Below are 22,280 nucleotides of genomic sequence, written 5' to 3'. Positions count from 1 at the left end.
CACCTGCCGTGATTGCGCACTACTCCCCAGTACGCGCCCGGGGACAGTAACCCGTGACGATCAAGGGGACAAGAGGATTCCTGTGCGGAACCCGGGAACGGGGAAACGCCCGAGGGCGGCACCCCCTCGTGAAGAGGAGATGCCGCCCTCGGGACGAACAGACCGGCTGAACCGTGAGACGGCTCAGAAGTCCATGTCACCGCCCGGCATGCCGCCCGGAGCGCCCGCGGCAGCGGCCTTCTCCGGCTTGTCGGCGATGACGGCCTCGGTGGTGAGGAACAGCGCGGCGATCGACGCGGCGTTCTGCAGCGCGGAGCGCGTCACCTTGGCCGGGTCGAGGATGCCCTCGGCGATCATGTCGACGTACTCGCCCGTGGCGGCGTTCAGACCGTGGCCGACGGCCAGGTTCCGCACCTTCTCCACGACGACGCCACCCTCGAGACCACCGTTGACGGCGATCTGCTTGAGCGGGGCCTCCAGGGCGAGCTTCACGGCGTTGGCGCCGGTCGCCTCGTCACCCTCGAGCTCCAGCTTCTCGAAGACCGCGGAGGCCTGCAGCAGGGCCACGCCACCACCGGCGACGATGCCCTCCTCGACGGCCGCCTTCGCGTTGCGAACGGCGTCCTCGATGCGGTGCTTGCGCTCCTTGAGCTCGACCTCGGTCGCGGCACCGGCCTTGATGACCGCAACACCGCCGGCGAGCTTCGCCAGGCGCTCCTGCAGCTTCTCGCGGTCGTAGTCGCTGTCCGAGTTCTCGATCTCGGCACGGATCTGGTTGACGCGGCCCTGGACCTGGTCGCTGTCACCGGAGCCGTCGACGATCGTCGTCTCGTCCTTGGTGATGACGACCTTGCGGGCGCGGCCGAGCAGGTCGAGACCGGCGTTCTCCAGCTTGAGGCCGACCTCCTCGGAGATGACGGTGCCACCGGTGAGGATGGCGATGTCGCCGAGCATGGCCTTGCGGCGGTCACCGAAGCCCGGGGCCTTGACGGCGACGGACTTGAAGGTGCCACGGATCTTGTTGACGACCAGGGTCGACAGGGCCTCGCCCTCGACGTCCTCGGCGATGATCAGCAGCGGCTTGCCGGACTGCATGACCTTCTCGAGCAGCGGAAGGAGGTCCTTCACGTTGCCGATCTTCGAGTTGACGATGAGGATGTACGGGTCGTCGAGCGACGCCTCCATACGCTCCATGTCGGTGGCGAAGTACGCCGAGATGTAGCCCTTGTCGAAGCGCATACCCTCGGTGAGCTCCAGCTCCAGACCGAAGGTCTGGGACTCCTCGACGGTGATGACGCCTTCCTTGCCGACCTTGTCCATGGCCTCGGCGATGAGCTCGCCGATCTGGGTGTCGGCGGCGGAGATGGAGGCCGTGGAAGCGATCTGCTCCTTGGTCTCGACATCCTTGGCCTGCTCAAGGAGAGCGGCGGAGACGGCCTCGACGGCCTTCTCGATGCCCCGCTTGAGGGCCATCGGGTTGGCACCGGCGGCCACGTTGCGCAGACCCTCGCGCACCAGGGCCTGGGCCAGGACGGTCGCGGTCGTCGTGCCGTCACCGGCGACGTCGTCCGTCTTCTTCGCGACCTCCTTGACCAGCTCGGCGCCGATCTTCTCGTACGGGTCCTCGAGCTCGATCTCCTTGGCGATGGACACACCATCGTTGGTGATCGTGGGGGCGCCCCACTTCTTCTCGAGGACGACGTTGCGACCCTTGGGGCCCAGGGTCACCTTGACGGCGTCGGCGAGCTGGTTCATGCCGCGCTCGAGGCCGCGCCGTGCCTCCTCGTCGAACGCGATGATCTTGGCCATGTGAAGTGGTCCTCCCGGACGGGGTGGAAACGCAAACGGACCGTGCTGGTGCCCGCGACGGACGGCCCTTGAGCCTTGTGGTTCCTTGCCCCACCCGGCTCCCGGACCTCACCGACCCGATCCAAGTTCTGTCACTCTCACTCGGAGAGTGCTAACGCCAATGATTAGCACTCGACCCCTGCGAGTGCAAGCGGCTACCACAGATCCCCGACGCCCGCCCCCGGTGCCCGCACAGCACGAAGGGCCCGTACCCCCTGGCGGGGACACGGACCCTTCGCTCGTACGAAGCCTGTCAGTCGTGACGCGCTTCAGCCGGCGGCCAGGCGGACCATGTCGGCCTGCGGCCCCTTCTGGCCCTGCGAGATCTCGAATTCCACTCGCTGACCCTCTTCGAGGGTGCGGTAGCCGTCCATCTGAATCGCGCTGTAGTGGACGAATACATCCGCACCACCGTCGACCGCGATGAAGCCGTACCCCTTCTCCGCGTTGAACCACTTGACGGTGCCCTGAGCCATGCCTAACTCCCCTATTACTGGCCCTTGCGCGAGACCGCACTTCGCGGTCCCGGGTCAGACCTCACTCCCCAAAGGGTTTGGGGGTGTGCGCCGGAACGCGTCGACCGCGGCTGAATGTATCTGCCCAACTGCCGTCTGCAACAGGTCAATCGGACGAGAATTCTGGGCGCCCACGATCGGGGAAACCGGGCCAACTCACCGGATCCCAGGGCAAGTCGGGCCGCACAAATGCCATAAAGAGCTCGAAAGGGCCGGGCACTTTGGCTGCTTCTTGTCGCGGTTCGGGCGAGAACTCATATGCGCCCGTCATGCACCGGGCGGCAGAAGGAAGCGGCTTCCCCAACTGTACCGCGCTCAACCATGCAGAATTGCCCCCTCCGCTTCTCTCGCGGAGGGGGCAATTCACGTAACTCTGCGTGGAACAGGGAAAGATCAGCCGCCGGCGACGGCGGGAATGATCGAGACCCCGGCGCCGTCCGGCGTCGCCGTCTCCAGCCCCTGCTCGAAGCGGACGTCGTCGTCGTTCACGTAGACGTTCACGAAGCGGCGCAGCTTGCCCTGGTCGTCGAGGACGCGGGCGGCGATCCCGGTGTGGTTCTTCTCCAGGTCGGTGATGACATCGGCGAGCGTGGCGCCCTCGGCGCTCACCTCGGCCTGGCCGCCGGTGTAGGTACGGAGAATGGTGGGGATCCGGACGTTGACGCTCATGATGGGTGACTCCCGTTGCTGCTGGGTCGGATGGTGGCTCAGTGGGCGGAGAGACCGGCGTCGCGGAACGCCTCCAGGCTCGGCCGGATCGTCGCGGTCGCCTGCGATGAATCGGCGACGGCGTCGAGCGTCTTGAGCCCGTCACCCGTGTTCAGCACGACCGTGGTCAGGGACGGGTCGATCAGCCCGGCCTCGATGAGCTTCTTGGTGACACCGAGCGTCACGCCGCCCGCCGTCTCCGCGAAGATGCCCTCCGTCTGCGCGAGCAGCTTGATCGCCTCGACGACCTGCTCGTCGTTCACGTCCTCCACGGCACCGCCCGTGCGGCGCGCGATGTCCAGGACGTACGGCCCGTCGGCCGGGTTGCCGATGGCCAGCGACTTGGCGATGGTGTTCGGCTTCTGCGGGCGCACCACGTCGTGGCCGCCCTTGTACGCGACCGAGACCGGGGAGCAGCCCTCGGCCTGGGCGCCGAAGAGCTTGTACGGCTTGTCCTCGACGAGGCCGAGCTTGATCAGCTCCTGCAGCCCCTTGTCGATCTTCGTGAACTGCGAGCCGGACGCGATCGGGATGACCAGCTGGTCGGGCAGCTGCCAGCCGAGCTGCTCGCAGATCTCGTACGCGAGCGTCTTGGAGCCCTCGCCGTAGTACGGGCGCAGGTTCACGTTCACGAAGCCCCAGCCCTCGCCCAGCGGGTCGCCGATGAGCTCGGAGCAGAAACGGTTCACGTCGTCGTAGTTGCCCTCGATGGCGACGAGGTCACCGCCGTAGACACCGGCCATGACGACCTTGCCCTGCTCCAGGTCGTGCGGGATGAACACGCAGGAGCGGAAGCCGGCGCGGGCGGCCGCGGCGCCGACGGCGCCGGCCAGGTTGCCGGTGGAGGAGCAGGACAGCGTGGTGAAGCCGAAGGCGCGGGCGGCCTCGATGGCCTGCGCGACGACCCGGTCCTTGAAGGAGTGCGTGGGGTTGCCGGAGTCGTCCTTGACGAACAACCTGCCCTGCTCGACGCCGAGTTCACGGGCGAGGTTGTCGGCCTTGACCAGCTTGGTCCAGCCCGGGTTCAGGTTCGGCTTCTCGGCGACGTCGGCCGGGACGGGCAGCAGCGGGGCGTAGCGCCAGACGTTGGCCGGGCCCGCCTCGATCTGCTTGCGGAGTGCCTCGGGGTCGCCGACGGGCAGGTCGTACGCGACTTCCAGAGGCCCGAAACACTCGGCGCAGGCGAAGATCGGTCCGAGCGGGAACGTGGTGCCGCACTCGCGGCAGGAGAGGCCGGACGCGGGGCCGAGGTCGACGGTGTTCGCGGCGGTCGTGGTGGCGACAGTCTGTACAGCCATGAGAGGCGAGGCCCTTTCTCCTCATCTTCCTCGCGGCGCATCTCGCCACGAGACGGATTTGGCACCTTCCCTAGCCGGGAGCCTCGCGACGTCGACGATGACAGTCGTACGAGACCGGCTGGAGGGTTGCCGGGGCTTCAACGGGCCGTATCCCTCTGCCCCTCTGGATGAGCGGTATTCGATTGTGTGTCGCGCCCTGATACGCGCTGACACCGGGCGGCGACCCCGACATGCGATGGTCACCGGCCTTGTTCAAGACTGTAACCGACGGCCTGGACCCTTGAGATAGTCGTCCGAACCGCGAGATGGATCACATCGACCGATACCGCCCCGCCGATAAGGAGCCGCAGACCGTGCTGGAAGAAGTCGAGCGCTGGCTTGAGCGGCGCTCCTGGTCCGTGGCCGACCGCTCGTTGCACCAGCTCATCGCCGCGAAGCGCGCGTCCGGCCAGACGGTGAGCGTGGTGCTGCCCGCGCTCGACGAGGAGGAGACGGTCGGGGAGATCGTCGCCGTGATCCGGCGTGAGCTGATGACGGAGGCGGTGCCGCTCGTCGACGAGCTGGTGGTGGTGGACTCCGGGTCCACGGACCGCACCTCCGAGGTCGCCGCGGCGGCCGGGGCCCGCGTCGTGCACCGGGACACGGTCCTGCCGCGGATCCCGGTGCGGCCCGGCAAGGGCGAGGTGCTATGGCGTTCACTTTTCGTGACGTCCGGCGACATCGTGTGTTTCGTCGACGCGGACCTCAAGGAGTTCTCGGCGGACTTCGTCTCCGGGATCGTCGGGCCGCTGCTGACCGACCCGGGCGTGGCCTTCGTGAAGGCGATGTACGACCGTCCGCTGGGCGGGGCCGCCGGGCAGGGCGGCCGTGTCACGGAGCTGATGGCGCGCCCGATCCTCAATCTGCACTGGCCCCGGCTGGCCGGATTCGTCCAGCCGCTGGGCGGCGAGTACGCGGCCCGCAGGTCGCTGCTGGAGCGACTGCCGTTCCCCGTCGGGTACGGCGTGGAGCTCGGGCTGCTCGTGGACGCCCTGCACACCGTGGGCCTGGACGCGCTGGCCCAGGTCGACGTGGGGGTGCGCAAGCACCGGCACCAGGACGGGCAGGCGCTCGGGCGGATGGCCGCCGCGATCTACCGCACGGCGCAGCTGCGGCTGGCCCGCGGGCATCTGGTGCGGCCCGTGCTCACCCAGTTCGAGCGCGGGGAGGGCGGCTTCGAGCCGCGGACGTACGAGGTGGACACGGAGGAGCGTCCCCCGATGACCGAAATCAGTGAGTACGCGGAGCGTCGCGTCGCATAGCCACTGAGTGATGATGCTTTTTGCCTACATTGCCGCTTATGTGGCTTAGACACGCAAGAAGCAACCGGCGGCTCACAGGCGCCGCCACCCGCCTCGCCGGGACCCTCGCCGCCACGGCCACGGCCGCCGCGACCCTCGTCGCAGCGGCCGTTCCGGCCTCGGCGGTGGTGGTCGAACCCTTCGCCAAGCGGTACGAGGAAGCCCTCTACGGCGACTTCATCACGCTCGGCAACACCGTGATGCGGTGCCCGACCACGCCCGCGGACGACGCGGCGCGCTGCCGGTCCGCGCAGGCGGGCACGAGCACCGAGAACAACAACCAGTTCGACATGCAGTACACGGACACGGCCGGGCTGTCCTCGACGGTCGTCAACTCCTCCACCGGCAAGGTGACGATCCCGCCGGGCGCCACCGTCGCCTACGCCCGCCTCTTCTGGGGCGGCAACGACGGCACGTACAAGCTGGGCCGCAACCAGATCGCGCGCTGCGACACCGCCGGCCCGGCCACCTCCCCGGCCGGTGAACCGCTCACCACGCGGCCCGTGGTGAGGATCGGCGCCGGCGCCGAGACGCCCGCCACCGTGCAGAACGCGGTGCGCACCCCGGCCGAGGTCGGCGGCCCGCACTACTACACCGCCGAGTCCGACATCACCTCGCTGTTCTCCGGCGTCACGACCGGCACCGAGGTGCCGGTCGCGGTCGGCAACGTCTGGGCCCCGACCGGCAAGGGCTGCGTCGGCGGCTGGTCGCTGACCGTCGTCTACAAGTACGACGCACCGAACGCCCAGTACGCGCCCACGCGCCGCAACGTCTACGTGTACGGCGGCCACGTGGTCCAGCAGTCCAAGGACCCCGACACCACGATCGACATCGACGGCTTCTACCGGGCGGGCGGCGGCGACGTGCGCGCCAGCGTCACCGCGTACGAGGGCGACGCGAACGTGGCGGGCGACCAGTTCCTGGTCAACGGGCAGCAGATCGCCGAGGCCGACGGCAGCGGCACCAACAACTTCTTCAACAGCAAGGCCGACGGCTGCGACCAGCCCTGCGACCGCAACAACTTCAGCATCGACGCCAAGGACGTGACGATCCCGTCCAGCGCGCTGCCACCGGGCTCCACCTCGGCCGGCCTGACGTTCCGCACCAAGGGCGACACCTACGTGCCCTCGGCGCTCGCCTTCTCCGTGCCGGTACCCGACCTGGAGGTCAAGAAGAGCGCCGCGCCGAGCAAGGTCGCGCCGGGCGGCAAGGTGACGTACACGATCACCGCGAAGAACATCGGCGAGGTCGACTACCCGGGCGCCCAGCTCAGCGACGACCTCGGTGACGTGCTGGACGACGCCGACTACAACGGCGACGCCAAGGCCAGCCTGGGCCAGGTCACGTACGCGAGCCCGAAGCTGAACTGGCGCGGCGACGTGCCCGCCGGGCAGACCGCGACGATCACCTACAGCGCCACGCTCCACGACCCGCTCGACGGCGACGGCAAGCTCACCAACAACGTGACCGCCGACACCCCGCGCACCAACTGCGAGGAGGACTCGCAGGACCCGAACTGCGGCTTCACGCCGGTCATCGAGAAGCCGACGCCGCCCACGACGCCCCCGACGACACCGCCGGGCCCCACCCCGCACCTGGAGATCGTCAACCGGCCGGCGACCCCGACCGCTCCCCCGTGCGCCACGGTCCGCGACACCATCACCCTGCGCAACAGCAGCGGGACCCCGCGCCGGAACGCCGCGATCTCCTGGCCCACGAAGGGCGCCGTCGGCACCCCGACCGCCTCGGCCGGCACGGTCACCAAGAAGGGCTCGGCCTTCCACTGGACCGGCACCGTGCCCGCCCACGGCAAGGTCGTCATCAAGGAGAACGTCAAGGTCTCCTGCACGCCCGGCGCGGTCACCGTGATCCCGGTGACCGGTGAGGTGCCGAACACCACCTGCTCGGCCCGCGCGCGCGGCGGCGACGACCCGTGCACCGCGGTCATCGTCACCAAGCGGCAGCAGGCCCGGCCGACGCCGCCGCACCCGACCGGCCCCGAGCTGGCCGAGACGGGCGCCGACAGCTCGCAGGCGCTGCTGTACGGAGGGCTCGCCGTCTCGCTGTGCGGGCTCGGCGCGCTGATCCTCGCGGCGGTGCGCGGCCGCAAGGACTGACCTGCCGCTGAGGGCGTTGTATACGGCCGGACCCCTGACGGGGTCCGGCCGTACGTTTGAACGCTTCCGGGCCGGGCTAGCGTGCCCCTATGGCTTCCACTCTTGGTGCTGCTGAGGTTCTCGTCGCGTCCAACCGCGGCCCCGTCTCGTACGCCGTCGGCGACGACGGAACGATCGAGGCGAAGCGCGGCGGGGGCGGTCTGGTGTCCGCGCTCAGCGTCGTCGACGACAAGCTGTGGGTGTGCGCGGCGCTCGGCGACGGCGACCGGGAGGCGGTCCGGCGCGGGGTCGCCGAACCGGGTGTGCGGATGCTGGACATCGACGCCGGCGTGCACGCGGACGCGTACAACGGGATCGCGAACTCGGTGCTGTGGTTCGTGCACCACATGCTCTACCAGACGCCTCTGGAGCCGTCGTTCGGCCCGGAGTTCCGTCGGCAGTGGGCGTCGTACGAGGCGTACAACCGGGCGTTCGCCGAGGCCCTCGCCGAGGAGGCCGCGCCGGGCGCGACGGTGGTGGTGCAGGACTACCACCTGGCACTGGTGCCGGGCATGCTCCGCGAGCTCCGCGACGACCTGCGGATCGGGCACTTCTCGCACACGCCCTGGGCGCCCGTCGACTACTTCCGGATGCTGCCCGACGACATCGCCGAGCAGCTCCTGAACGGGATGCTCGGCGCGGACCGGCTGGCCTTCCTGACCCGGCGCTGGGCGGACGCGTTCACCGAGTGCTGTACGCGGATCCTCGGGGGCACGTCGGGGACGCGGATCGGGGTGCACGGGCTCGGCGCCGACGCCGACTTCCTGCGGGAGCGCGCCCACCGGCCCGATGTCGAGGAGCGGCTCGCCGCGCTGCGGGAGCAGGTGGGCGCGGACCGCAAGGTGATCGTCCGGGTCGACCGGACCGAGCTGTCGAAGAACATCGTGCGCGGGCTGCGCGCCTACGAGCTGCTGCTCGAGACCCGTCCCGAGCTGCGGGAGAAGGTCGTGCACGTCGCGTTCGCGTACCCCTCGCGCCAGGACCTCGCGGTGTACCGCGACTACACGGACGAGGTCTCCCGCGTCGCCGAGTCGATCAACTCCCGCTTCGGCACCGAGGGTTGGACGCCGGTCGTGCTGCACGTCAAGGACGACTTCGCGCGCTCGCTCGCGGCGTACCGGCTCGCGGACGTGGCCCTCGTCAACCCGATCCGCGACGGCATGAACCTCGTCGCGAAGGAGGTACCGGTCGTCTGCGACGACGGTTGCGTGCTGGTGCTGTCCCGGGAGGCGGGGGCGTTCGAGGAACTGGGCGAGGACGCGCTGGTCGTCAACCCGTACGACGTGACCGGGACGTCCGCGGCGCTCGCCGCGGCGCTCGCCATGCCGGAGGGGGAGCGGGCGGAGCGAACGAAACGGCTGGCTGCCGCCGGGACCGCGCTGCCCCCCGGGCAGTGGTTCCTGGATCAGCTGGAGGCGCTGCGTCAGGACTGAGGTTCTGGGCTGTGTCGCCGGGTGCGGGTGAGTGGGGCCGCACCCGGCGACGAGACGGTCACCCGGCGGACGAGGACGCCACGGCCCCGAGCCACCCGAGCAGGCCCACCACCTCAGGCGGGCCGTCGAGCACCAGGTCCGCCCGCTCCGCCAGCTCGGCGATCACCGTGTCCGCCGCCACCAGCACCCCGGGCATCCCGTCGGACCGCAACTTCTCCACCGCCGCGAACGCGGGCAGGTCACCCAGGTCGTCACCCGCGTACAGGACGGACTCCGCGCCGACCTCACGGACGTACTCGGTGAGCGCCGCCCCCTTGTCGACGCCGGGCGGGCGCAGTTCCAGGACCATCCGGCCCGGCTCCACCATCAGCCCGTGCCGCGCGGCGAGCGCGGTCAGCGGTGCGCGCAGGGTCTCGAACGCGCCCTGGGGGTCGCTCGCGCGCCGCGTGTGGACCGCGACGGCCCGGCCCTTCTCCTCGACGTACGTGTCGTGCCACAGCCCGGACTCCGCGAGGACGCCCGGGAGTTCGGAGCGCACCGCGGCGACCCCGGGGTGCGGCGCGGGGGCCCGTACGGTGCCGGTGACCGCGTCCCAGCGCTCGGCGCCGTAGTGCCCGAGGACGACGAGGTGCTCCAGGCCGGGCACCCCCGCGAAGCCGCCGTGCCGGACCGCGACCCCGGCGGGCCGCCCGGTGATGACGGCGACGGAGGCGACCCGGGGCGCCAGCGCGGCGAGGGCCGGTACGGCGTCGGGGTGCGCGCGGGCCTGCTCGGGGTCGGGGACGATCGGGGCCAGGGTCCCGTCGAAGTCGACGGCGACGACCGCCCGGGAGGGCCGGGCGACAATAGCGGCCAGGCCGTCGCGCCCGGCGGAGGTGGTCGGGGTCCAGAGGTCGTCCTGGGGGCTCACCATGCGACCGACCTTAGCCGCGGCACGGCCGTCCTGGGGGCGTGGGGAACCCCGGTCTCACCGCTCCCGGCGCCTGCTGTCGCGGACCCGCCGCAACCGGTTCACGGTCACCGGCGCGTGCTCCAGCGCCCGGGGATCGTCGAGCAGCGCGTTCAGCACCTGGTAGTAGCGCACCGGCGCCAGGTCGAGCTCCTCGCGGATGGCCCGCTCCTTGGCGCCCGGCGACTCCCAGCCGCGCCCTTCGAACGCGAGCACCGCGCGCTCGCGTTCGCCCAGGCCGGGAAGGTCGTCCATGCCCGCCACGCTACTCGGCGGATTCGGCGGCCGCCGCCTGGTTCTGGATCCGGCCGAGCACGGCGCCCGGGCTGGTGTTCGCGGTGAGCGCGGAGCCGATCTGGTCCTTGATGTCGGCGCTGACCGAGGCCCAGGACGTCTTGCCGACCGGGTAGATCTCGGAGTTGGTGAGGCTGGCCAGGAACGGCCAGAGCTTCTTGTCCTCCTGGGCGTCGGACATGGTCTCGGAGGCGCTGTTGGTGACCGGCAGCAGGTCGTACTCGCGGGAGAAGTCCAGGACGTTCTTCTCGCTGTAGACGTAGTTGAGGAACTCGCCGACCTGCTTGCTGTGGCCGTTCTGCTTGAACGCCATCATCCAGTCGGCGACGCCCATCGTGGACCTGGCCGGGCCGTTCGGCCCCGGCAGCTGCACGGTGCCGTAGTCGACACCCTGCTTCGCGGCCATGCGCATCAGTGTGGGGTGGCCGTTGAGCATGCCGACCTCGCCCTTGGCGAACGCGGCGAAGGCGGTGGCCCGGTTGAGCTTGCCGGGCGCGGTGGGGCCGGTCAGGCCCTTGCCGACGAGGTCGTTCTTCAGCCAGTCGAACGTCGCGACGTTCTGCTTGGAGTCGATGGTGTACGAGCCGACGTCGTCGGTGTAGCCGGCGCCGCCGCTCAGCATCCAGATCATGGTCTCGGCCTGGGCCTCCTCGCGGCCCAGCGGCAGCGCGTACGGGATCTTCACCCCGGCCGCCTTGAGCGCCTTGGCGTCGGCCTCCAGCTGCGCCCAGGTGGTGGGCGGCGTGATGCCGGCGTCCTTGAAGAGCTTCTTGTTGTAGAACAGCAGCCGCGTGGAGGAGGCGAACGGCATGCCGTACTGGGTGCCGTCGACCTTGCCCGCGTCGGCGAGCTGCGACAGGTAGTCGGCCTGGGTGGGCACGTCGAGCAGATCGCTGACCGGGTACAGCTTCCCGGCCGCGGCGTAGTCGGCGTACGCGCCGATCTGTGCCATGTCCGGGGCGTGGCCGGCGTCGACCATGCTCTTGACCTTGGCGTCGACGTCGTTCCACGAGTAGACGTCGACGTCGACCTTGATGTCGGGGTGGTCCTTCTCGAAGGCGGCGGCGAGCTTGTCCCAGTACTTCTGGGAGCTGTTGGCCGACGAGTCGCCGTAGTCGGCGGCGACCAGTTTCAGCGTGACGTCGCCGCCGGAGCCCGTTCCCCCGCAGGCGGTGAGCGTGCCCGCCATGCCCAGCGCGGCCGCTGCCGCTATCAGACCGGTGATGTGCCGCTGCACCGCTGTTCCCACCCTCGTATGTGTGTCACGCGTGACGTCGCGGGTCCCCGGGGATCCCCCGGGACCGAACCCTAAGGTCTACACCACCTGGATCTCACTTCGGCAACAGGGCGGTATCTGCGCAAGATCCATGCGAGTGGACTAGACCTCTCACGGGTGTACGCGCGAGACTGTTCCCCGTGAGACATGTCATCGCCCTCGACGTGGGCGGCACCGGGATGAAGGCCGCCCTGGTCGGGGCGGACGGCACGCTGCTGCATCAGGCGCGCCGGGCGACGGAGCGCGAGCGGGGGCCCGAGGCGGTCGTCGAGACCATACTCGGCTTCGCCGCCGAGCTGCGCGCGTACGGCGAGAAGCACCTCGGCGAGCCCGCGGTGGCGGCCGGCGTCGCGGTGCCCGGCGTCGTCGACGAGGGAGCCGGCATCGCCCTGTTCGCCGCCAATCTCGGCTGGCGCGACGTGCCGATGCGGGCCCTGCTGAGCGAGCGGCTCGGCGCCATCCCGGTCGCGCTCGGCCACGACGTGCGCACCGGCGGGCTCGGCGAGGGCCGGCTCGGCGCCGGCAAGGACGCCGACCGCTTCCTGTTCATGCCGCTCGGCACCGGTATCGCGGGCGCCATCGGCATCGACGGCCGGATCGAGCCCGGCGCGCACGGCTCGGCCGGCGAGATCGGCCATGTCGTCGTCCGGCCCGGCGGGGTGCCCTGCGGCTGCGGTCAGCGCGGCTGCCTGGAGCGGTACGCCTCGGCGTCCGCCGTCACCCTGGCCTGGCAGGCCGCGAGCGGCGACGAGAAGGCCACCGCGGCGGACTGCGCGCGGGCCGTCGACGCCGGGGACCCGCGGGCGGTGCAGGTCTGGCAGGACGCCGTGGACGCGCTCGCCGACGGACTCGTCATGGCGCTCACTCTGCTGGACCCGCGCACCCTGATCATCGGTGGCGGTCTCGCCGAGGCCGGGGAAACCTTGTTCACACCCCTGCGGGCGGCGGTCGCGGAGCGCGTGACGTTCCAGTCGCTCCCCACGATCGTCCCGGCCGTCCTCGGGGACACCGCCGGATGCCTGGGCGCGGGGCTGCTCGCCTGGGACCTTCTCGCCGCCGAGACCGAAGACAACAAGGACGACCCGACCAACACGGAGGTAACCGCCTGATGGCCACAGCAAAGGTGCTCGCCGGTGCCCAGGTGGTGCTGCCCACCGGGACCGTCCCCGACGGACGCGTCATCGTCGACGGCACGAAGATCGCCGGGAGCGCTCCCGGCGACGCCGGGGTCGTCGACCTCTCCGGCCACTGGGTGGTGCCCGGCTTCGTCGACATGCACAACCACGGCGGCGGCGGCGCGTCCTTCACCTCCGGCACGGTCGACGAGATCCTCAAGGGCATCCACACCCACCGCCTGCACGGCACGACGACGGTCGTCCCGTCGTTCGTGACGGGCGAGACGGACTTCCTCACGCAGCGCGCGGGCCTGCTGTCCGAGCTGGCCGAGCAGGGCGAGATCGCGGGCATCCACTTCGAGGGCCCGTTCATCTCGCCGTGCCGCAAGGGCGCCCACGACGAGACGCTGCTGCGCGACCCGGACCCGGCCGAGGTGCGCAAGCTGGTCGACGCGGCCCGCGGCAGGGCGAAGATGGTCACCCTCGCCACCGAGCTGCCCGGCGGCATCGACTCCGTCCGCATGCTCGCCGAGCAGGGCGTGATCGCCGCGATCGGGCACACCGACGCGACGTACGAGCAGACGGTGGAGGCCATCGACGCGGGCGCCACCGTCGCCACGCACCTCTTCAACGCGATGCCCGCCCTCGGCCACCGCGCGCCCGGCCCGATCGCGGCGCTCCTGGAGGACGAGCGGATCACCGTCGAGCTGATCAACGACGGCACGCATCTGCACCCGGCCGCCCTGGAGCTCGCCTTCCACCACAAGGGCGGCGAGAAGGTCGCCTTCATCACCGACGCGATGGACGCGGCCGGCTTCGGCGACGGCCGCTACATGCTCGGCCCGATGGAGGTCGAGGTGAAGGACAGCGTGGCGCGGCTCGTCGAGGGCGGCTCCATCGCGGGCTCGACGCTGACCCTGGACCGCGCGTTCAAGCGCGCCGCCACCGTCGACCGCCTCCCGGTCGAGGACATCGTCCGGGCGATCTCGGCCAACCCGGCCGCACTCCTCGGAATCTACGACAAGGTGGGCTCCCTGGAGCCCGGCAAGGACGCCGATCTCGTGGTCCTGGACGCGGAGTTCGAGCTCAAGGGCGTCATGCGCAAGGGCGAGTGGCTCGTCGAGCCCGAACTGGGCTGATACGCCCGACAGTTGAAGGGGCGGTTGGTCCGAGGGCTGGGCCAACCGCCTTGACTTTGGCATGATCAGCCCCCGTAACTGAAAGCGTTACTGCACGTACGCGTATCCATCGGGGGGCGAGGTCCTGTGATCCTCACGGTCACCTTGAACACCGCGCTCGACATCACCTATCAGGTCAAGGCGCTGCGCCCGCACGCCTCGCACCGCGTCACCGAGGTCACCGAACGCCCCGGCGGGAAGGGGCTGAACGTGGCCCGGGTGCTCGCCGCACTCGGCCACGAGGTGACGGTGACGGGCTTCGCGGGCGGCGCCACGGGACGCACGCTCCAGGACCAGCTGCTCGGCTCCAAGGGCGTGTGTGACGCCCTGGTCCCCGTCAGCGGTTCGACCCGTCGCACGATCGCCGTCGTCGACGCCTCGACCGGCGACACCACCCAGCTCAACGAGCCGGGTCCGCTGATCTCCCCGGCCGAGTGGGCCGCCTTCCAGGAGACGTACGAGCATCTGCTGCGGTCCGCCTCCGCGGTGGCCCTGTGCGGCAGCCTGCCGCCGGGCGTCCCCGTCGGCGCCTACGGGACGCTGGTGCGGGCGGCGCGGGCCGCCTCCGTCCCGGTCCTCCTCGACACCAGCGGCGAACCGCTGCGCCGCGGCATCGCGGCCCGCCCCGACATGGTGAAGCCGAACGCGGACGAGCTGGCCGAACTCACCGGCTCCCACGAGCCGTTGCAGGCCATGAAGGACACCCGCAGGCGCGGCGCGCACGCCGTCGTCGCCTCGCTCGGCGCGAAGGGGCTGTGCGCCCTGACCCCGGACGGCGCCTGGCAGGCCCCCGTCCCCGAGCGACTCGCGGGCAACCCGACGGGCGCGGGCGACTCCGCGGTCGCGGGCCTGCTCTCCGGCCACGTCGAGCACCTGCCCTGGCCCCAGCGCCTGGCCCGCGCGGTCGCGCTGTCGGCGGCGACGGTGGTGGCGCCGGTGGCCGGGGAGTTCGACCGCGGGACGTACGAGTCCCTGGTCGGCAAGGTCGCCGTGGCAGAAAGAAGGGGCGCCGCCCAGGACCTGCCCGGTCCTGGGTGACGCCCCGTCAGGGTCGTGGTGCGGCTCAGCTCTTCTGGCCGTCCTTGCCGGTCAGCCACATCTGGTCGAGGTTCGCGTCGCACTGGTTGCCCTGCTCGCAGGAGACCGTGATCGCGTTCGTCCCCTTGGTGAGCTGGACGATGGCCCAGGTGTTCGTCCAGCCCTTCTCCCAGTCGCCTTCCTTGGCGCCGGCGAAGTTCTTCATGTTCAGCGGCCGGTCCTGCTTGGTGCCGTTGACGTTGATCGTCGCGTCGGAGTCCTTGCCGGGCACGCCGTAGTTCACGTACAGCCGGTAGGAGCCGTCCTTCGGGATGTCGTTGACGGTCCAGGTGACGCTCGCGCCGACCTTGTTGAACCCCGCGATGTACACCCCGCCGGCGGCCTTCGCGCCCTTGACGTCGGACGCGGTGACGGTGCCGCCGGCCAGCTTCAGCGCCTTCGCGTCGGTCTTGGGCAGGTCGAGCGGCTCCGCCGACGCCGACTGCGAGGGCGTCTCGCTGGGCTGCACCGACTGGGAGTCGCCGGACGGCTTGCCGGCCGCGTCGTCGCCCTTGTCGTCGTCCGAGCCGCTGCCCAGCATGGCGACGCCGATGCCGATGACGACGGCCGCGACCACGGCGACCGCGCCGATCAGCAGCGCCTTGGTGTTCGGACCGCGGCCCCGGCCGCCGCCACCGCGCCCGGGCGCCTGCGGCGGACCCGGCTGCGTCGGGGCGCCACCGCCGGGCATCGTCTCGGGTGCCTGGTAGTAGGCGTTCGGCTGGTTGTACGCGGCGGTCTGCTGCTGCGGCGGGACCTGCTGGCCGTACTGGCGCTCGCCGACGGTGCGGACCTGGTTGTACGAGGAGCGGGGATTCGGGTAGCCGTAGCCGCCGCCCCCGCCGCTGGGCGGGGTCGCCCCGGCCGCCTGTCCGTCGGCGTACAGATAGCCGAACGGATCGTCGTCCTCGGGCGTGGTGCTCGCGCCGTTGTTGCCGGGCGCCATCCCTGATCACTCCCTACGCGTGTGCTTACCGAGGCGAGCGTACCCGCTGCGAGTGACCCGAAGGAGTGGCCTTGACCTCACCGAAACCTGCGGACCGGGCCGCCGCGACCCGTCAGCCCGCGCGCCGGTGCTGCTTGGCACGTGATCTTTTCTCCACGTACATCCGCTGGTCAGCGGATTGCAGCACTTCTTCCGCGGTCATGCCGCAGTGGGCCCAGCCGATGCCGAAACTGGCCCCCACGCGCACCGCCCGGCCGTCCACCCGGATCGGCGGAATGATGGCGTTCCGCAGCCGGACCGCGAGGTCCTGTGCATCCGCGCGGCCGAGCCCGTCGGCGAGCACCACGAACTCGTCGCCGCCGAGCCGGGCGACCGTGTCCCCGTCCCGGACGCCGCTGGTCAGACGCCGGGCGACCTCGATGAGGACGGCGTCGCCCGCGTTGTGCCCGAACCGGTCGTTGATCGACTTGAAGCCGTCGAGGTCGCAGAAGAGGACGGCGAGGCCCTTCGTGCCGTCGTCGACGTCCTGCCCGTCCCCCTCGGGCGCGACCACGTGCACATGGTGGTCGAAGCCGTCGAACCCTTCGTACAGGCCGGACTGGTGCGGGACGGCGGCGGCGAAGTCGAAGCCGTGCCCGTTCGTGTCCGAGCCGTGCGCGGCGTGGGCGGCATGGGGGCCGTGGTCCCCGTAGGCCGCGTCGAGCGAGTCGATGGCGCTGGGCCTGCTGTCCTGCGGGCGCCGGCAGAGCCGGGCGGAGAGCCGGGAGCGCAGTTCGGCCGAGTTCGGCAGGCCGGTGAGGGAGTCGTGCGAGGCCCGGTGGGCGAGCTGCAGCTCGCGGCGCTTGCGGTCCTCGATGTCCTCGACGTGGGTGAGCAGGAAACGCGGCCCGTCGGCGGCGTCGGCCACCACGGAGTTGCGCAGCGAGACCCAGACGTACGTGCCGTCGCGCCGCCCGAGCCGCAGCTCCGCGCGGCCGCCCTCCGCGGAGGTGCGCAGCAGGGTGCCTATGTCCTCCGGGTGCACGAGGTCGGAGAACGAGTAGCGGCGCATCGCGGAGGCGGGGCGGCCGAGCAGGCGGCACAGCGCGTCGTTCGTGCGCAGGATCCGGCCGTGCTGGTCGCCGCCCATCTCGGCGATGGCCATGCCGGAGGGCGCGTACTCGAAGGCCTGCCGGAAGCTCTCCTCGCTGGCGCGCAGGGCCTGCTGCTCCCGCTCGAGCCGGACGAGGGCGCGCTGCATGTTGGCCCGCAGCCGGGCGTTGCTGATGGCGATGGCGGCCTGGAAGGCGTACATCTGCAGGGCCTCACGGCCCCAGGCGCCGGGCCTGCGGCCGTTGCGCGGGCGGTCGACCGATATGACGCCGAGCAGCTCACCGCCGGAGGCGCCGGTCGCGTACATGGGGGCGAAGAGGCGGTCGGAGGGGTGCCACTCGTCCTCGAAGCGGGGCGGCGGGCCGTCGGTGAACCACTGCGGCACGTCGTCCTCGTCGAGGACCCAGCCCTCGGTGTACGGGATGAAGCGCAGCTCGCCCCAGTCCTCGCCCATGGCCAGACGGCGGTCCCAGGAGGTGCGGGAGCCGACGCGGCCGGTGATGAGGGCCTCGGCGGCGGAGTTCCCGGCGAAGGCGGCGACGACCAGGTCCCCGTCGGGGCGTACGAGGTTCACGCACGCCAGCTCGTAACCGAGCCCGTTGACGACACCGTCGGCGACCGTCTGCAAAGTGTCGGCCAGGCTTCGGGCGGTGTTCATGTCCGCCATCACCTGGTGCAGCTGACGCAGGGTCGCAAGACGGACGTAGGGCTCCGACTCGGTCTCCATGCTCAGTTCTCCCCGAGACCTCGACAGCACTCCAGAATTCTGATCGGCTCGCTTCGCACGTGCAGGAGCACGTTCATTTCGTAGTGTCGACCGCCACTGAATCACAGCGAGCTGTGCACTCGGTACACAGGGTCAACAAAATATGGCTCCTGTGACTCAAGTCACAGCAGGATATGAAGGGTTGGAGGACGATCCCGGGGGCATTCTGTGCGTTTGCCGAACGCGGGAACCGGGACGGGACGGAGCGAACCGGAGCATATCCGCGCAGCGTCCGCCGAGGGTCCTAGGACCGGTCTCGGCCGTCGGTCCGATGTGGTGCGGCCGAGCACGGGGCTAGCGTCGGAAGCGTGTTGAAAACTCCCCCTGCCACGCCAGCACTCCCCTCCCCGCACGTCCCGTCCGCGACCCCGTCCGCCGGGCATCCTGAGGGGGTGAGCAACGACGAGTTCCGCGCCGCCCTGTCCCGTCTCGCCGCGGGTGTCGTCCTGCTGACCTCGCACGAACCCGCGCTCGACCCCGACGGCCCCGCCGGGGAGGACGCGGGCATGACGGCGACGGCCTTCATGTCGGTCTCGCTGGACCCGCCGCTGGTCCTGGTCTCGCTGCGCAACGGCTCCCGCATGGACGACCTCCTCGACGAGCAGCCCCTGTGGGCGGTGTCGATGCTCTCGGAGTCGCAGAGCCACATCGCCGGGCGCTTCGCCATGAAGGGCCGGATCAGCGACCGGCTGCTGTTCGAGGACATCCCGTACGTACGGGGCGAGCACACGGGCGCTCCGCTGGTGGGCGGGGCGCTGGCGACGCTGGAGTGCCGGACGGAGCGGCGGGTCCCCGCGGGTGACCACACCTTGGTCATCGGCCGGGTCCTCGGCGCGGCCCTGCCGAGCGCGGACGGGGGCCCGCTGACGTATTTCCGGGGGCGGTACCGGGGACTGGGCTGAGCCCCGCCCGTCACCGGGCGCTTTCGTTGACGGGTGCGGGTGAGTGAGACCCCGCCCCCCTGAGATGGCGCACGCAGTGCGCATCTCAGGGGGGCGGGGAACTGCGCGAGAAGCCCCACCGGACGCGCACCCGGCGACGAGACCGGCAAGCGGCACCCCCGTGACCGCCTACCAGTCCCGCGCGGAGCGCCCCCGCTTGGTCTCGGAGCGCGCCTTCTTCTCCCGCAACCGGCGCTCGTTGATCCCGCGGGGCACACGGGTCGGCCGGCGCGGCTTCGGCGGCGGCGCCGAGGCCTCCGCCAGCAGCGCCGCGAGCCGCACCGCCGCCGTCTCCCGGTTGCGCCACTGCGAACGGTGCTCGGAGGCCCGCACGGAGACGACGCCGTCCACCAGGCGGGACGCGAGCCGCTCCAGGGCGCGCGCCTTCCACACCTCGGGCAGCGCCTTCGTGGCGGCCAGGTCGAAGCGGAGCTCCACCTGCGAGTCGCTGGTGTTCACGTGCTGTCCGCCCGGCCCGGACGACCGCGAGAAACGCCACAGGAGCTCGGCCTCCGGAAGGACGACCGAGCCGCGGATGGGATAGGGACCGGACATGTCTCCATGGTCGCGTGCGCGGGCCGCTCCGTCACCCGGTTTTCAGCCGGGTAAAGAAAGTAAAGACACCTGGAACCTCCGGTACCCGCTTCGCGTTCATAGGGGTACGAGTAGCTTCGGCTACGCACGTACGAACTTAACGAGGGAAGGGACTCCCGCAATGGCTGTAAGCCTGTCCAAGGGTGGCAACGTCTCGCTCACCAAGGAGGCTCCGGGCCTGACCGCCGTCACCGTGGGCCTCGGCTGGGACGTCCGCACCACCACCGGCACCGACTTCGACCTCGACGCCTCGGCGATCGCGGTGAACACGCAGGGCAAGGTCTACTCGGACGGCCACTTCGTGTTCTTCAACAACAAGCAGACGCCGGACCAGTCGATCGTGCACACCGGTGACAACCGCACCGGCGAGGGCGCCGGCGACGACGAGGCGATCAACGTGAACCTGGCGGCGCTGCCCGCCGACGTCGACAAGATCGTCTTCCCGGTCTCGATCTACGACGCGGAGAACCGCTCGCAGAACTTCGGCCAGGTGCGCAACGCGTACATCCGCATCGTGAACCAGGCCGGCGGCACCGAGATCGCCCGCTACGACCTCTCCGAGGACGCGGCCACCGAGACGGCGATGGTCTTCGGCGAGCTGTACCGCAACGGGGCGGAGTGGAAGTTCCGCGCCGTGGGCCAGGGTTACGCCTCGGGCCTGGTCGGCATCGCGCAGGACTTCGGCGTGAACGTCTGATCTCGCTGAGCGGCCGAGGGGCGTACCGGCGGACGACGCCGGTACGCCCCTCGCACTCTTCTCCCGCGGGGCCGCCGGTCACGTACGAGCCCCTGGAGAAACCTCACAGGGAAACCATGGGAACCGGGAGCAACTGCCCGCTCTTGCACCGGTTTGTGATCCGCTCCCGGCGCCGGCCGCCGCCGATCACTCCGCCGCGAAGCCGTTCACGACCGTACGATCCCGTCCGTGAATCTGCGCCGCACCCTCTCCCTCGCCGTGGCGACCGCCGCCGCCGTCCCCGCTTTCTGTCTGGCCACCGCCCCGGCCTTCGCCGCCCCGGGCGTGACGGCCGAGGAGTCCGCGCGGCCGACCTACGCCGAGCTGAAGAAGGCCGCCGACGACGCGGACACGGCGTACGAGAAGGCGGCGGCCGACAAGAAGGCCGGCCTGGAGAAGCTGCACGCGCTCTTCGACGCCCTCGACCACGACGACACGAACCCGCTGCGCGCCGCCTTCCTCACCGCGGACAAGGCCGCCACGGCCGCCACGAAGGACCGGGAGAGCGCGGACGCCGCCGTCACCGCGGCCGAGGAGAAGCTCGCGAACGCGGACGAGGCCGGCAAGCCCGCCGCTCAGCAGGAGCTGGAGGCGGCCCGCACCGCCGCCTCGAAGGCCGCCGACGCCGAGCGGGAGGCCAAGGCCGAGCGCAAGAGGACGGCCGACGCGATGGACGACGCGCGCGTCGCGGCGAGCCGTGACTACAACGCCCTGATCAACGCGGAGAAGAAGGCCGCCGAGGAGAAGAAGAACGCCCACGAGGCGCTCGACACCGCCAAGGAGTGCGTGCGCACGGACGATCTGACGGTGCTGGCCGAGGGCCTGCCGCGGAAGGTCGTCGCGGGCACCACGACGGACTTCTCGCTGACCGTCGCCAACAGCACCGACCGCACCCTGACCGTGCGGCCGTTGATGCTGTTCCGGCTGGACGCCACGAACGACCGCCAGCACTTCATGACCGTCAAGTGGTCGCGCGACGGCGCCCCCTGGCAGGAGCTGGAGCAGGACAACGACCACCCGACGACCATCGAGGCGATGAAGCCCGGCTCGTCCGCCGAGGTGCGGCTGCGCCTCACCCTGGCGGAGAAGACCCCGGCCATGAAGGCGTTCGCGCTCGTGGCGGGCGACGCCGCCGACGCGTACAACCCGTGCGTGCTCGGCCCGATGAAGCGGTACGACTTCTCCGTACTGACGGCCGGCAGCGACGCCGGCACCCCGGGCGACGCCGGCCCCGGTGACGTCCCCGACAAGGACCGTCCCGAGCCCGGTCACACCCCGCAGGGCGGCACCTCCGGTGAGCCGGCCGGGTCCACCGGCGGCAGCGGCGGTCAGCAGCACGACGGCGATCTGGCCTCCACGGGATCCTCCGGTGCCGTGCCGACGCTGGCGCTCGCCGCCGGCGCCGTGGCACTCGGCGCGGGCGCCGTGGTCGTCGCGCGGCGGCGACGCACCGACGCCTGAGCCGCACCGGGCGTCCGGGGCTCCTACGCTCGCCCCATGATCCTCGAACCGCTCGACCCCGGCCCCGACCACGCGCTGCCCGGCGAGGTGCTCACCGAGGTGACCGAGCTGTACGCCGCCCACCGGGAGTTCTTCGCCCTCAGCGGTGACTTCCCCGACCCGGACGGCATCACCGCGGCGCAGGTCGCGGTCGCGCTCGCCGACGAGCTGGCGCAGCCCGGCGCCGAGGTGCTGCTCGCGCGGGCCGGCGGACGGCTCGCCGGGATCGCCGTGACGCTCGAACGGCACCCCGATCCGGCCGACCCGGACCCGTGGATCGGGCTGCTGATGATCGACCCGGCACGTCAGCGCCGGGGACTGGGGCGGGAGTTGGCGTCGGCGGTCGAGGAGCGGTTCCGGGCCGCCGGGCGGACCGCCGTGCGCCTCGCCGTGCTCGACGCCAACACGCAAGCCCTCGCTTTCTGGACCGCTCTGGGCTACACGGAGATCGACCGCCGCGCGGACATTCAACGCGGGCGTCCCTGCCGGGTGTTGAGGAAGCAGCTCGCACGCTAGGT

At 71.0% G+C, this 22,280-nt stretch carries 20 protein-coding genes and 1 riboswitch; of the genes, 10 read left to right on the top strand and 10 right to left on the bottom strand.

All coding sequences use genetic code 11. The features are described 5' to 3' along the window. Positions 1-183 precede the first annotated feature (183 nt). The 4 genes from groL to thrC form a co-directional block, all read right to left on the bottom strand. On the bottom strand, positions 184-1,809 hold the full coding sequence (gene groL / locus ACQUQD_RS22640; protein WP_428953952.1) for a chaperonin GroEL: 1,626 nt from the start codon (positions 1,807-1,809) through the stop codon (positions 184-186). A gap of 308 nt (positions 1,810-2,117) precedes the next feature. After that, complete coding sequence (locus ACQUQD_RS22635; protein ID WP_005486335.1) at positions 2,118-2,324, bottom strand: cold-shock protein; 207 nt, start codon at positions 2,322-2,324, stop codon at positions 2,118-2,120. Positions 2,325-2,756: 432 nt separating this feature from the next. Next, entirely contained in the window at positions 2,757-3,032 is a 276-nt protein-coding gene (locus tag ACQUQD_RS22630; RefSeq protein WP_428953951.1) for a MoaD/ThiS family protein, read from the bottom strand. Positions 3,033-3,070: 38 nt separating this feature from the next. Continuing rightward, on the bottom strand, positions 3,071-4,369 hold the full coding sequence (gene thrC / locus ACQUQD_RS22625; RefSeq protein ID WP_428953950.1) for a threonine synthase: 1,299 nt from the start codon (positions 4,367-4,369) through the stop codon (positions 3,071-3,073). Positions 4,370-4,387: 18 nt separating this feature from the next. After that, a riboswitch (SAM riboswitch) is annotated at positions 4,388-4,543 on the bottom strand. 179 nt (positions 4,544-4,722) lie between these two features. On the opposite strand from thrC, the gene ACQUQD_RS22620 reads away from it, so the two are divergent. From ACQUQD_RS22620 to ACQUQD_RS22610, 3 genes are all read left to right on the top strand, one after another. After that, positions 4,723-5,670, top strand: a complete 948-nt coding sequence (locus ACQUQD_RS22620) for a glucosyl-3-phosphoglycerate synthase (RefSeq protein WP_428953949.1) — start codon at positions 4,723-4,725, stop codon at positions 5,668-5,670. 38 nt (positions 5,671-5,708) lie between these two features. Next, positions 5,709-7,826 (top strand): DUF11 domain-containing protein, encoded by a 2,118-nt coding sequence (locus ACQUQD_RS22615; RefSeq protein WP_428953948.1) that lies wholly within the window; start codon positions 5,709-5,711, stop codon positions 7,824-7,826. A gap of 89 nt (positions 7,827-7,915) precedes the next feature. Further along, positions 7,916-9,298: an alpha,alpha-trehalose-phosphate synthase (UDP-forming) gene (locus ACQUQD_RS22610; RefSeq protein WP_428953947.1), complete on the top strand. Its 1,383-nt coding sequence runs from the start codon at positions 7,916-7,918 to the stop codon at positions 9,296-9,298. Positions 9,299-9,356: 58 nt separating this feature from the next. Here the strand turns inward: ACQUQD_RS22610 and otsB are convergent, their stop codons facing one another. The 3 genes from otsB to ACQUQD_RS22595 are packed head-to-tail and all read right to left on the bottom strand — an operon-like array spanning position 9,357 to position 11,730. Then, positions 9,357-10,211, bottom strand: coding sequence for a trehalose-phosphatase (gene otsB, locus ACQUQD_RS22605; protein ID WP_428953946.1), 855 nt, complete (start codon positions 10,209-10,211; stop codon positions 9,357-9,359). Between the two features lie 54 nt (positions 10,212-10,265). After that, a complete protein-coding gene (locus ACQUQD_RS22600; protein ID WP_428953945.1) occupies positions 10,266-10,502 on the bottom strand; it encodes a DUF3263 domain-containing protein in 237 nt (78 codons plus the stop codon). Positions 10,503-10,512: 10 nt separating this feature from the next. Further along, complete coding sequence (locus tag ACQUQD_RS22595) at positions 10,513-11,730, bottom strand: ABC transporter substrate-binding protein (RefSeq protein ID WP_428957629.1); 1,218 nt, start codon at positions 11,728-11,730, stop codon at positions 10,513-10,515. Between the two features lie 227 nt (positions 11,731-11,957). On the opposite strand from ACQUQD_RS22595, the gene ACQUQD_RS22590 reads away from it, so the two are divergent. The 3 genes from ACQUQD_RS22590 (at position 11,958) to ACQUQD_RS22580 (ending at position 15,148) form a co-directional block, all read left to right on the top strand. Then, positions 11,958-12,926, top strand: coding sequence for an ROK family protein (locus ACQUQD_RS22590; RefSeq protein WP_428953944.1), 969 nt, complete (start codon positions 11,958-11,960; stop codon positions 12,924-12,926). Beyond that, positions 12,926-14,071 carry an N-acetylglucosamine-6-phosphate deacetylase gene (nagA, locus tag ACQUQD_RS22585; RefSeq protein ID WP_428953943.1) on the top strand — a complete coding sequence of 382 codons (1,146 nt, stop codon included), beginning with the start codon at positions 12,926-12,928 and terminating at the stop codon, positions 14,069-14,071. Before ACQUQD_RS22590 ends, nagA begins: the two co-directional genes overlap by 1 nt. Before the next feature lie 126 nt (positions 14,072-14,197). Beyond that, a complete protein-coding gene (locus ACQUQD_RS22580; protein WP_428953942.1) occupies positions 14,198-15,148 on the top strand; it encodes a 1-phosphofructokinase family hexose kinase in 951 nt (316 codons plus the stop codon). A 25-nt stretch (positions 15,149-15,173) separates the two neighbouring features. Here the strand turns inward: ACQUQD_RS22580 and ACQUQD_RS22575 are convergent, their stop codons facing one another. Both ACQUQD_RS22575 and cdgB read right to left on the bottom strand, forming a co-directional pair. Next, entirely contained in the window at positions 15,174-16,133 is a 960-nt protein-coding gene (locus tag ACQUQD_RS22575; RefSeq protein WP_428953941.1) for a carbohydrate-binding protein, read from the bottom strand. Positions 16,134-16,245: 112 nt separating this feature from the next. After that, complete coding sequence (gene cdgB / locus ACQUQD_RS22570; protein ID WP_428953940.1) at positions 16,246-17,952, bottom strand: diguanylate cyclase CdgB; 1,707 nt, start codon at positions 17,950-17,952, stop codon at positions 16,246-16,248. A 347-nt stretch (positions 17,953-18,299) separates the two neighbouring features. On the opposite strand from cdgB, the gene ACQUQD_RS22565 reads away from it, so the two are divergent. Next, entirely contained in the window at positions 18,300-18,893 is a 594-nt protein-coding gene (locus ACQUQD_RS22565; RefSeq protein ID WP_428953939.1) for a flavin reductase family protein, read from the top strand. 168 nt (positions 18,894-19,061) lie between these two features. Here ACQUQD_RS22565 and arfB read toward each other — a convergent pair whose 3' ends face one another. Continuing rightward, complete coding sequence (arfB, locus tag ACQUQD_RS22560) at positions 19,062-19,487, bottom strand: alternative ribosome rescue aminoacyl-tRNA hydrolase ArfB (RefSeq protein WP_428953938.1); 426 nt, start codon at positions 19,485-19,487, stop codon at positions 19,062-19,064. Between the two features lie 160 nt (positions 19,488-19,647). Here arfB and ACQUQD_RS22555 point away from each other — a divergent pair, with 160 nt between their 5' ends. The 3 genes from ACQUQD_RS22555 (at position 19,648) to ACQUQD_RS22545 (ending at position 22,278) form a co-directional block, all read left to right on the top strand. Then, positions 19,648-20,223, top strand: coding sequence for a TerD family protein (locus ACQUQD_RS22555; RefSeq protein WP_428953937.1), 576 nt, complete (start codon positions 19,648-19,650; stop codon positions 20,221-20,223). A gap of 228 nt (positions 20,224-20,451) precedes the next feature. Continuing rightward, positions 20,452-21,723 carry a hypothetical protein gene (locus tag ACQUQD_RS22550; RefSeq protein WP_428953936.1) on the top strand — a complete coding sequence of 424 codons (1,272 nt, stop codon included), beginning with the start codon at positions 20,452-20,454 and terminating at the stop codon, positions 21,721-21,723. A 36-nt stretch (positions 21,724-21,759) separates the two neighbouring features. Continuing rightward, positions 21,760-22,278, top strand: a complete 519-nt coding sequence (locus tag ACQUQD_RS22545; protein WP_428953935.1) for a GNAT family N-acetyltransferase — start codon at positions 21,760-21,762, stop codon at positions 22,276-22,278. Positions 22,279-22,280: the final 2 nt, after the last annotated feature.

It is taken from the genome of Streptomyces sp. cg35, assembly GCF_050410835.1.
Taxonomy (GTDB): Bacteria; Actinomycetota; Actinomycetes; order Streptomycetales; family Streptomycetaceae; genus Streptomyces.
The sequence above is the reverse complement of the archived record's forward strand: the minus strand, read 5'-3'. Positions and strand labels throughout refer to the sequence as shown.

Bases quoted from the DNA above. Each gene is read 5' to 3' on its own strand.
- otsB (WP_428953946.1), bottom strand. From the start codon at position 10,211: ATGGTGAGCCCCCAGGACGACCTCTGGACCCCGACCACCTCCGCCGGG.
- thrC (WP_428953950.1), bottom strand. From the start codon at position 4,369: ATGGCTGTACAGACTGTCGCCACCACGACCGCCGCGAACACCGTCGAC.
- ACQUQD_RS22575 (WP_428953941.1), bottom strand. From the start codon at position 16,133: ATGGCGCCCGGCAACAACGGCGCGAGCACCACGCCCGAGGACGACGAT.
- arfB (WP_428953938.1), bottom strand. From the start codon at position 19,487: ATGTCCGGTCCCTATCCCATCCGCGGCTCGGTCGTCCTTCCGGAGGCC.
- ACQUQD_RS22600 (WP_428953945.1), bottom strand. From the start codon at position 10,502: ATGGACGACCTTCCCGGCCTGGGCGAACGCGAGCGCGCGGTGCTCGCG.
- nagA (WP_428953943.1), top strand. From the start codon at position 12,926: ATGGCCACAGCAAAGGTGCTCGCCGGTGCCCAGGTGGTGCTGCCCACC.
- ACQUQD_RS22630 (WP_428953951.1), bottom strand. From the start codon at position 3,032: ATGAGCGTCAACGTCCGGATCCCCACCATTCTCCGTACCTACACCGGC.
- ACQUQD_RS22545 (WP_428953935.1), top strand. From the start codon at position 21,760: ATGATCCTCGAACCGCTCGACCCCGGCCCCGACCACGCGCTGCCCGGC.
- ACQUQD_RS22635 (WP_005486335.1), bottom strand. From the start codon at position 2,324: ATGGCTCAGGGCACCGTCAAGTGGTTCAACGCGGAGAAGGGGTACGGC.
- ACQUQD_RS22595 (WP_428957629.1), bottom strand. From the start codon at position 11,730: ATGGCGGGCACGCTCACCGCCTGCGGGGGAACGGGCTCCGGCGGCGAC.
- ACQUQD_RS22555 (WP_428953937.1), top strand. From the start codon at position 19,648: ATGGCTGTAAGCCTGTCCAAGGGTGGCAACGTCTCGCTCACCAAGGAG.
- ACQUQD_RS22610 (WP_428953947.1), top strand. From the start codon at position 7,916: ATGGCTTCCACTCTTGGTGCTGCTGAGGTTCTCGTCGCGTCCAACCGC.
- cdgB (WP_428953940.1), bottom strand. From the start codon at position 17,952: ATGGAGACCGAGTCGGAGCCCTACGTCCGTCTTGCGACCCTGCGTCAG.
- ACQUQD_RS22615 (WP_428953948.1), top strand. From the start codon at position 5,709: ATGTGGCTTAGACACGCAAGAAGCAACCGGCGGCTCACAGGCGCCGCC.
- groL (WP_428953952.1), bottom strand. From the start codon at position 1,809: ATGGCCAAGATCATCGCGTTCGACGAGGAGGCACGGCGCGGCCTCGAG.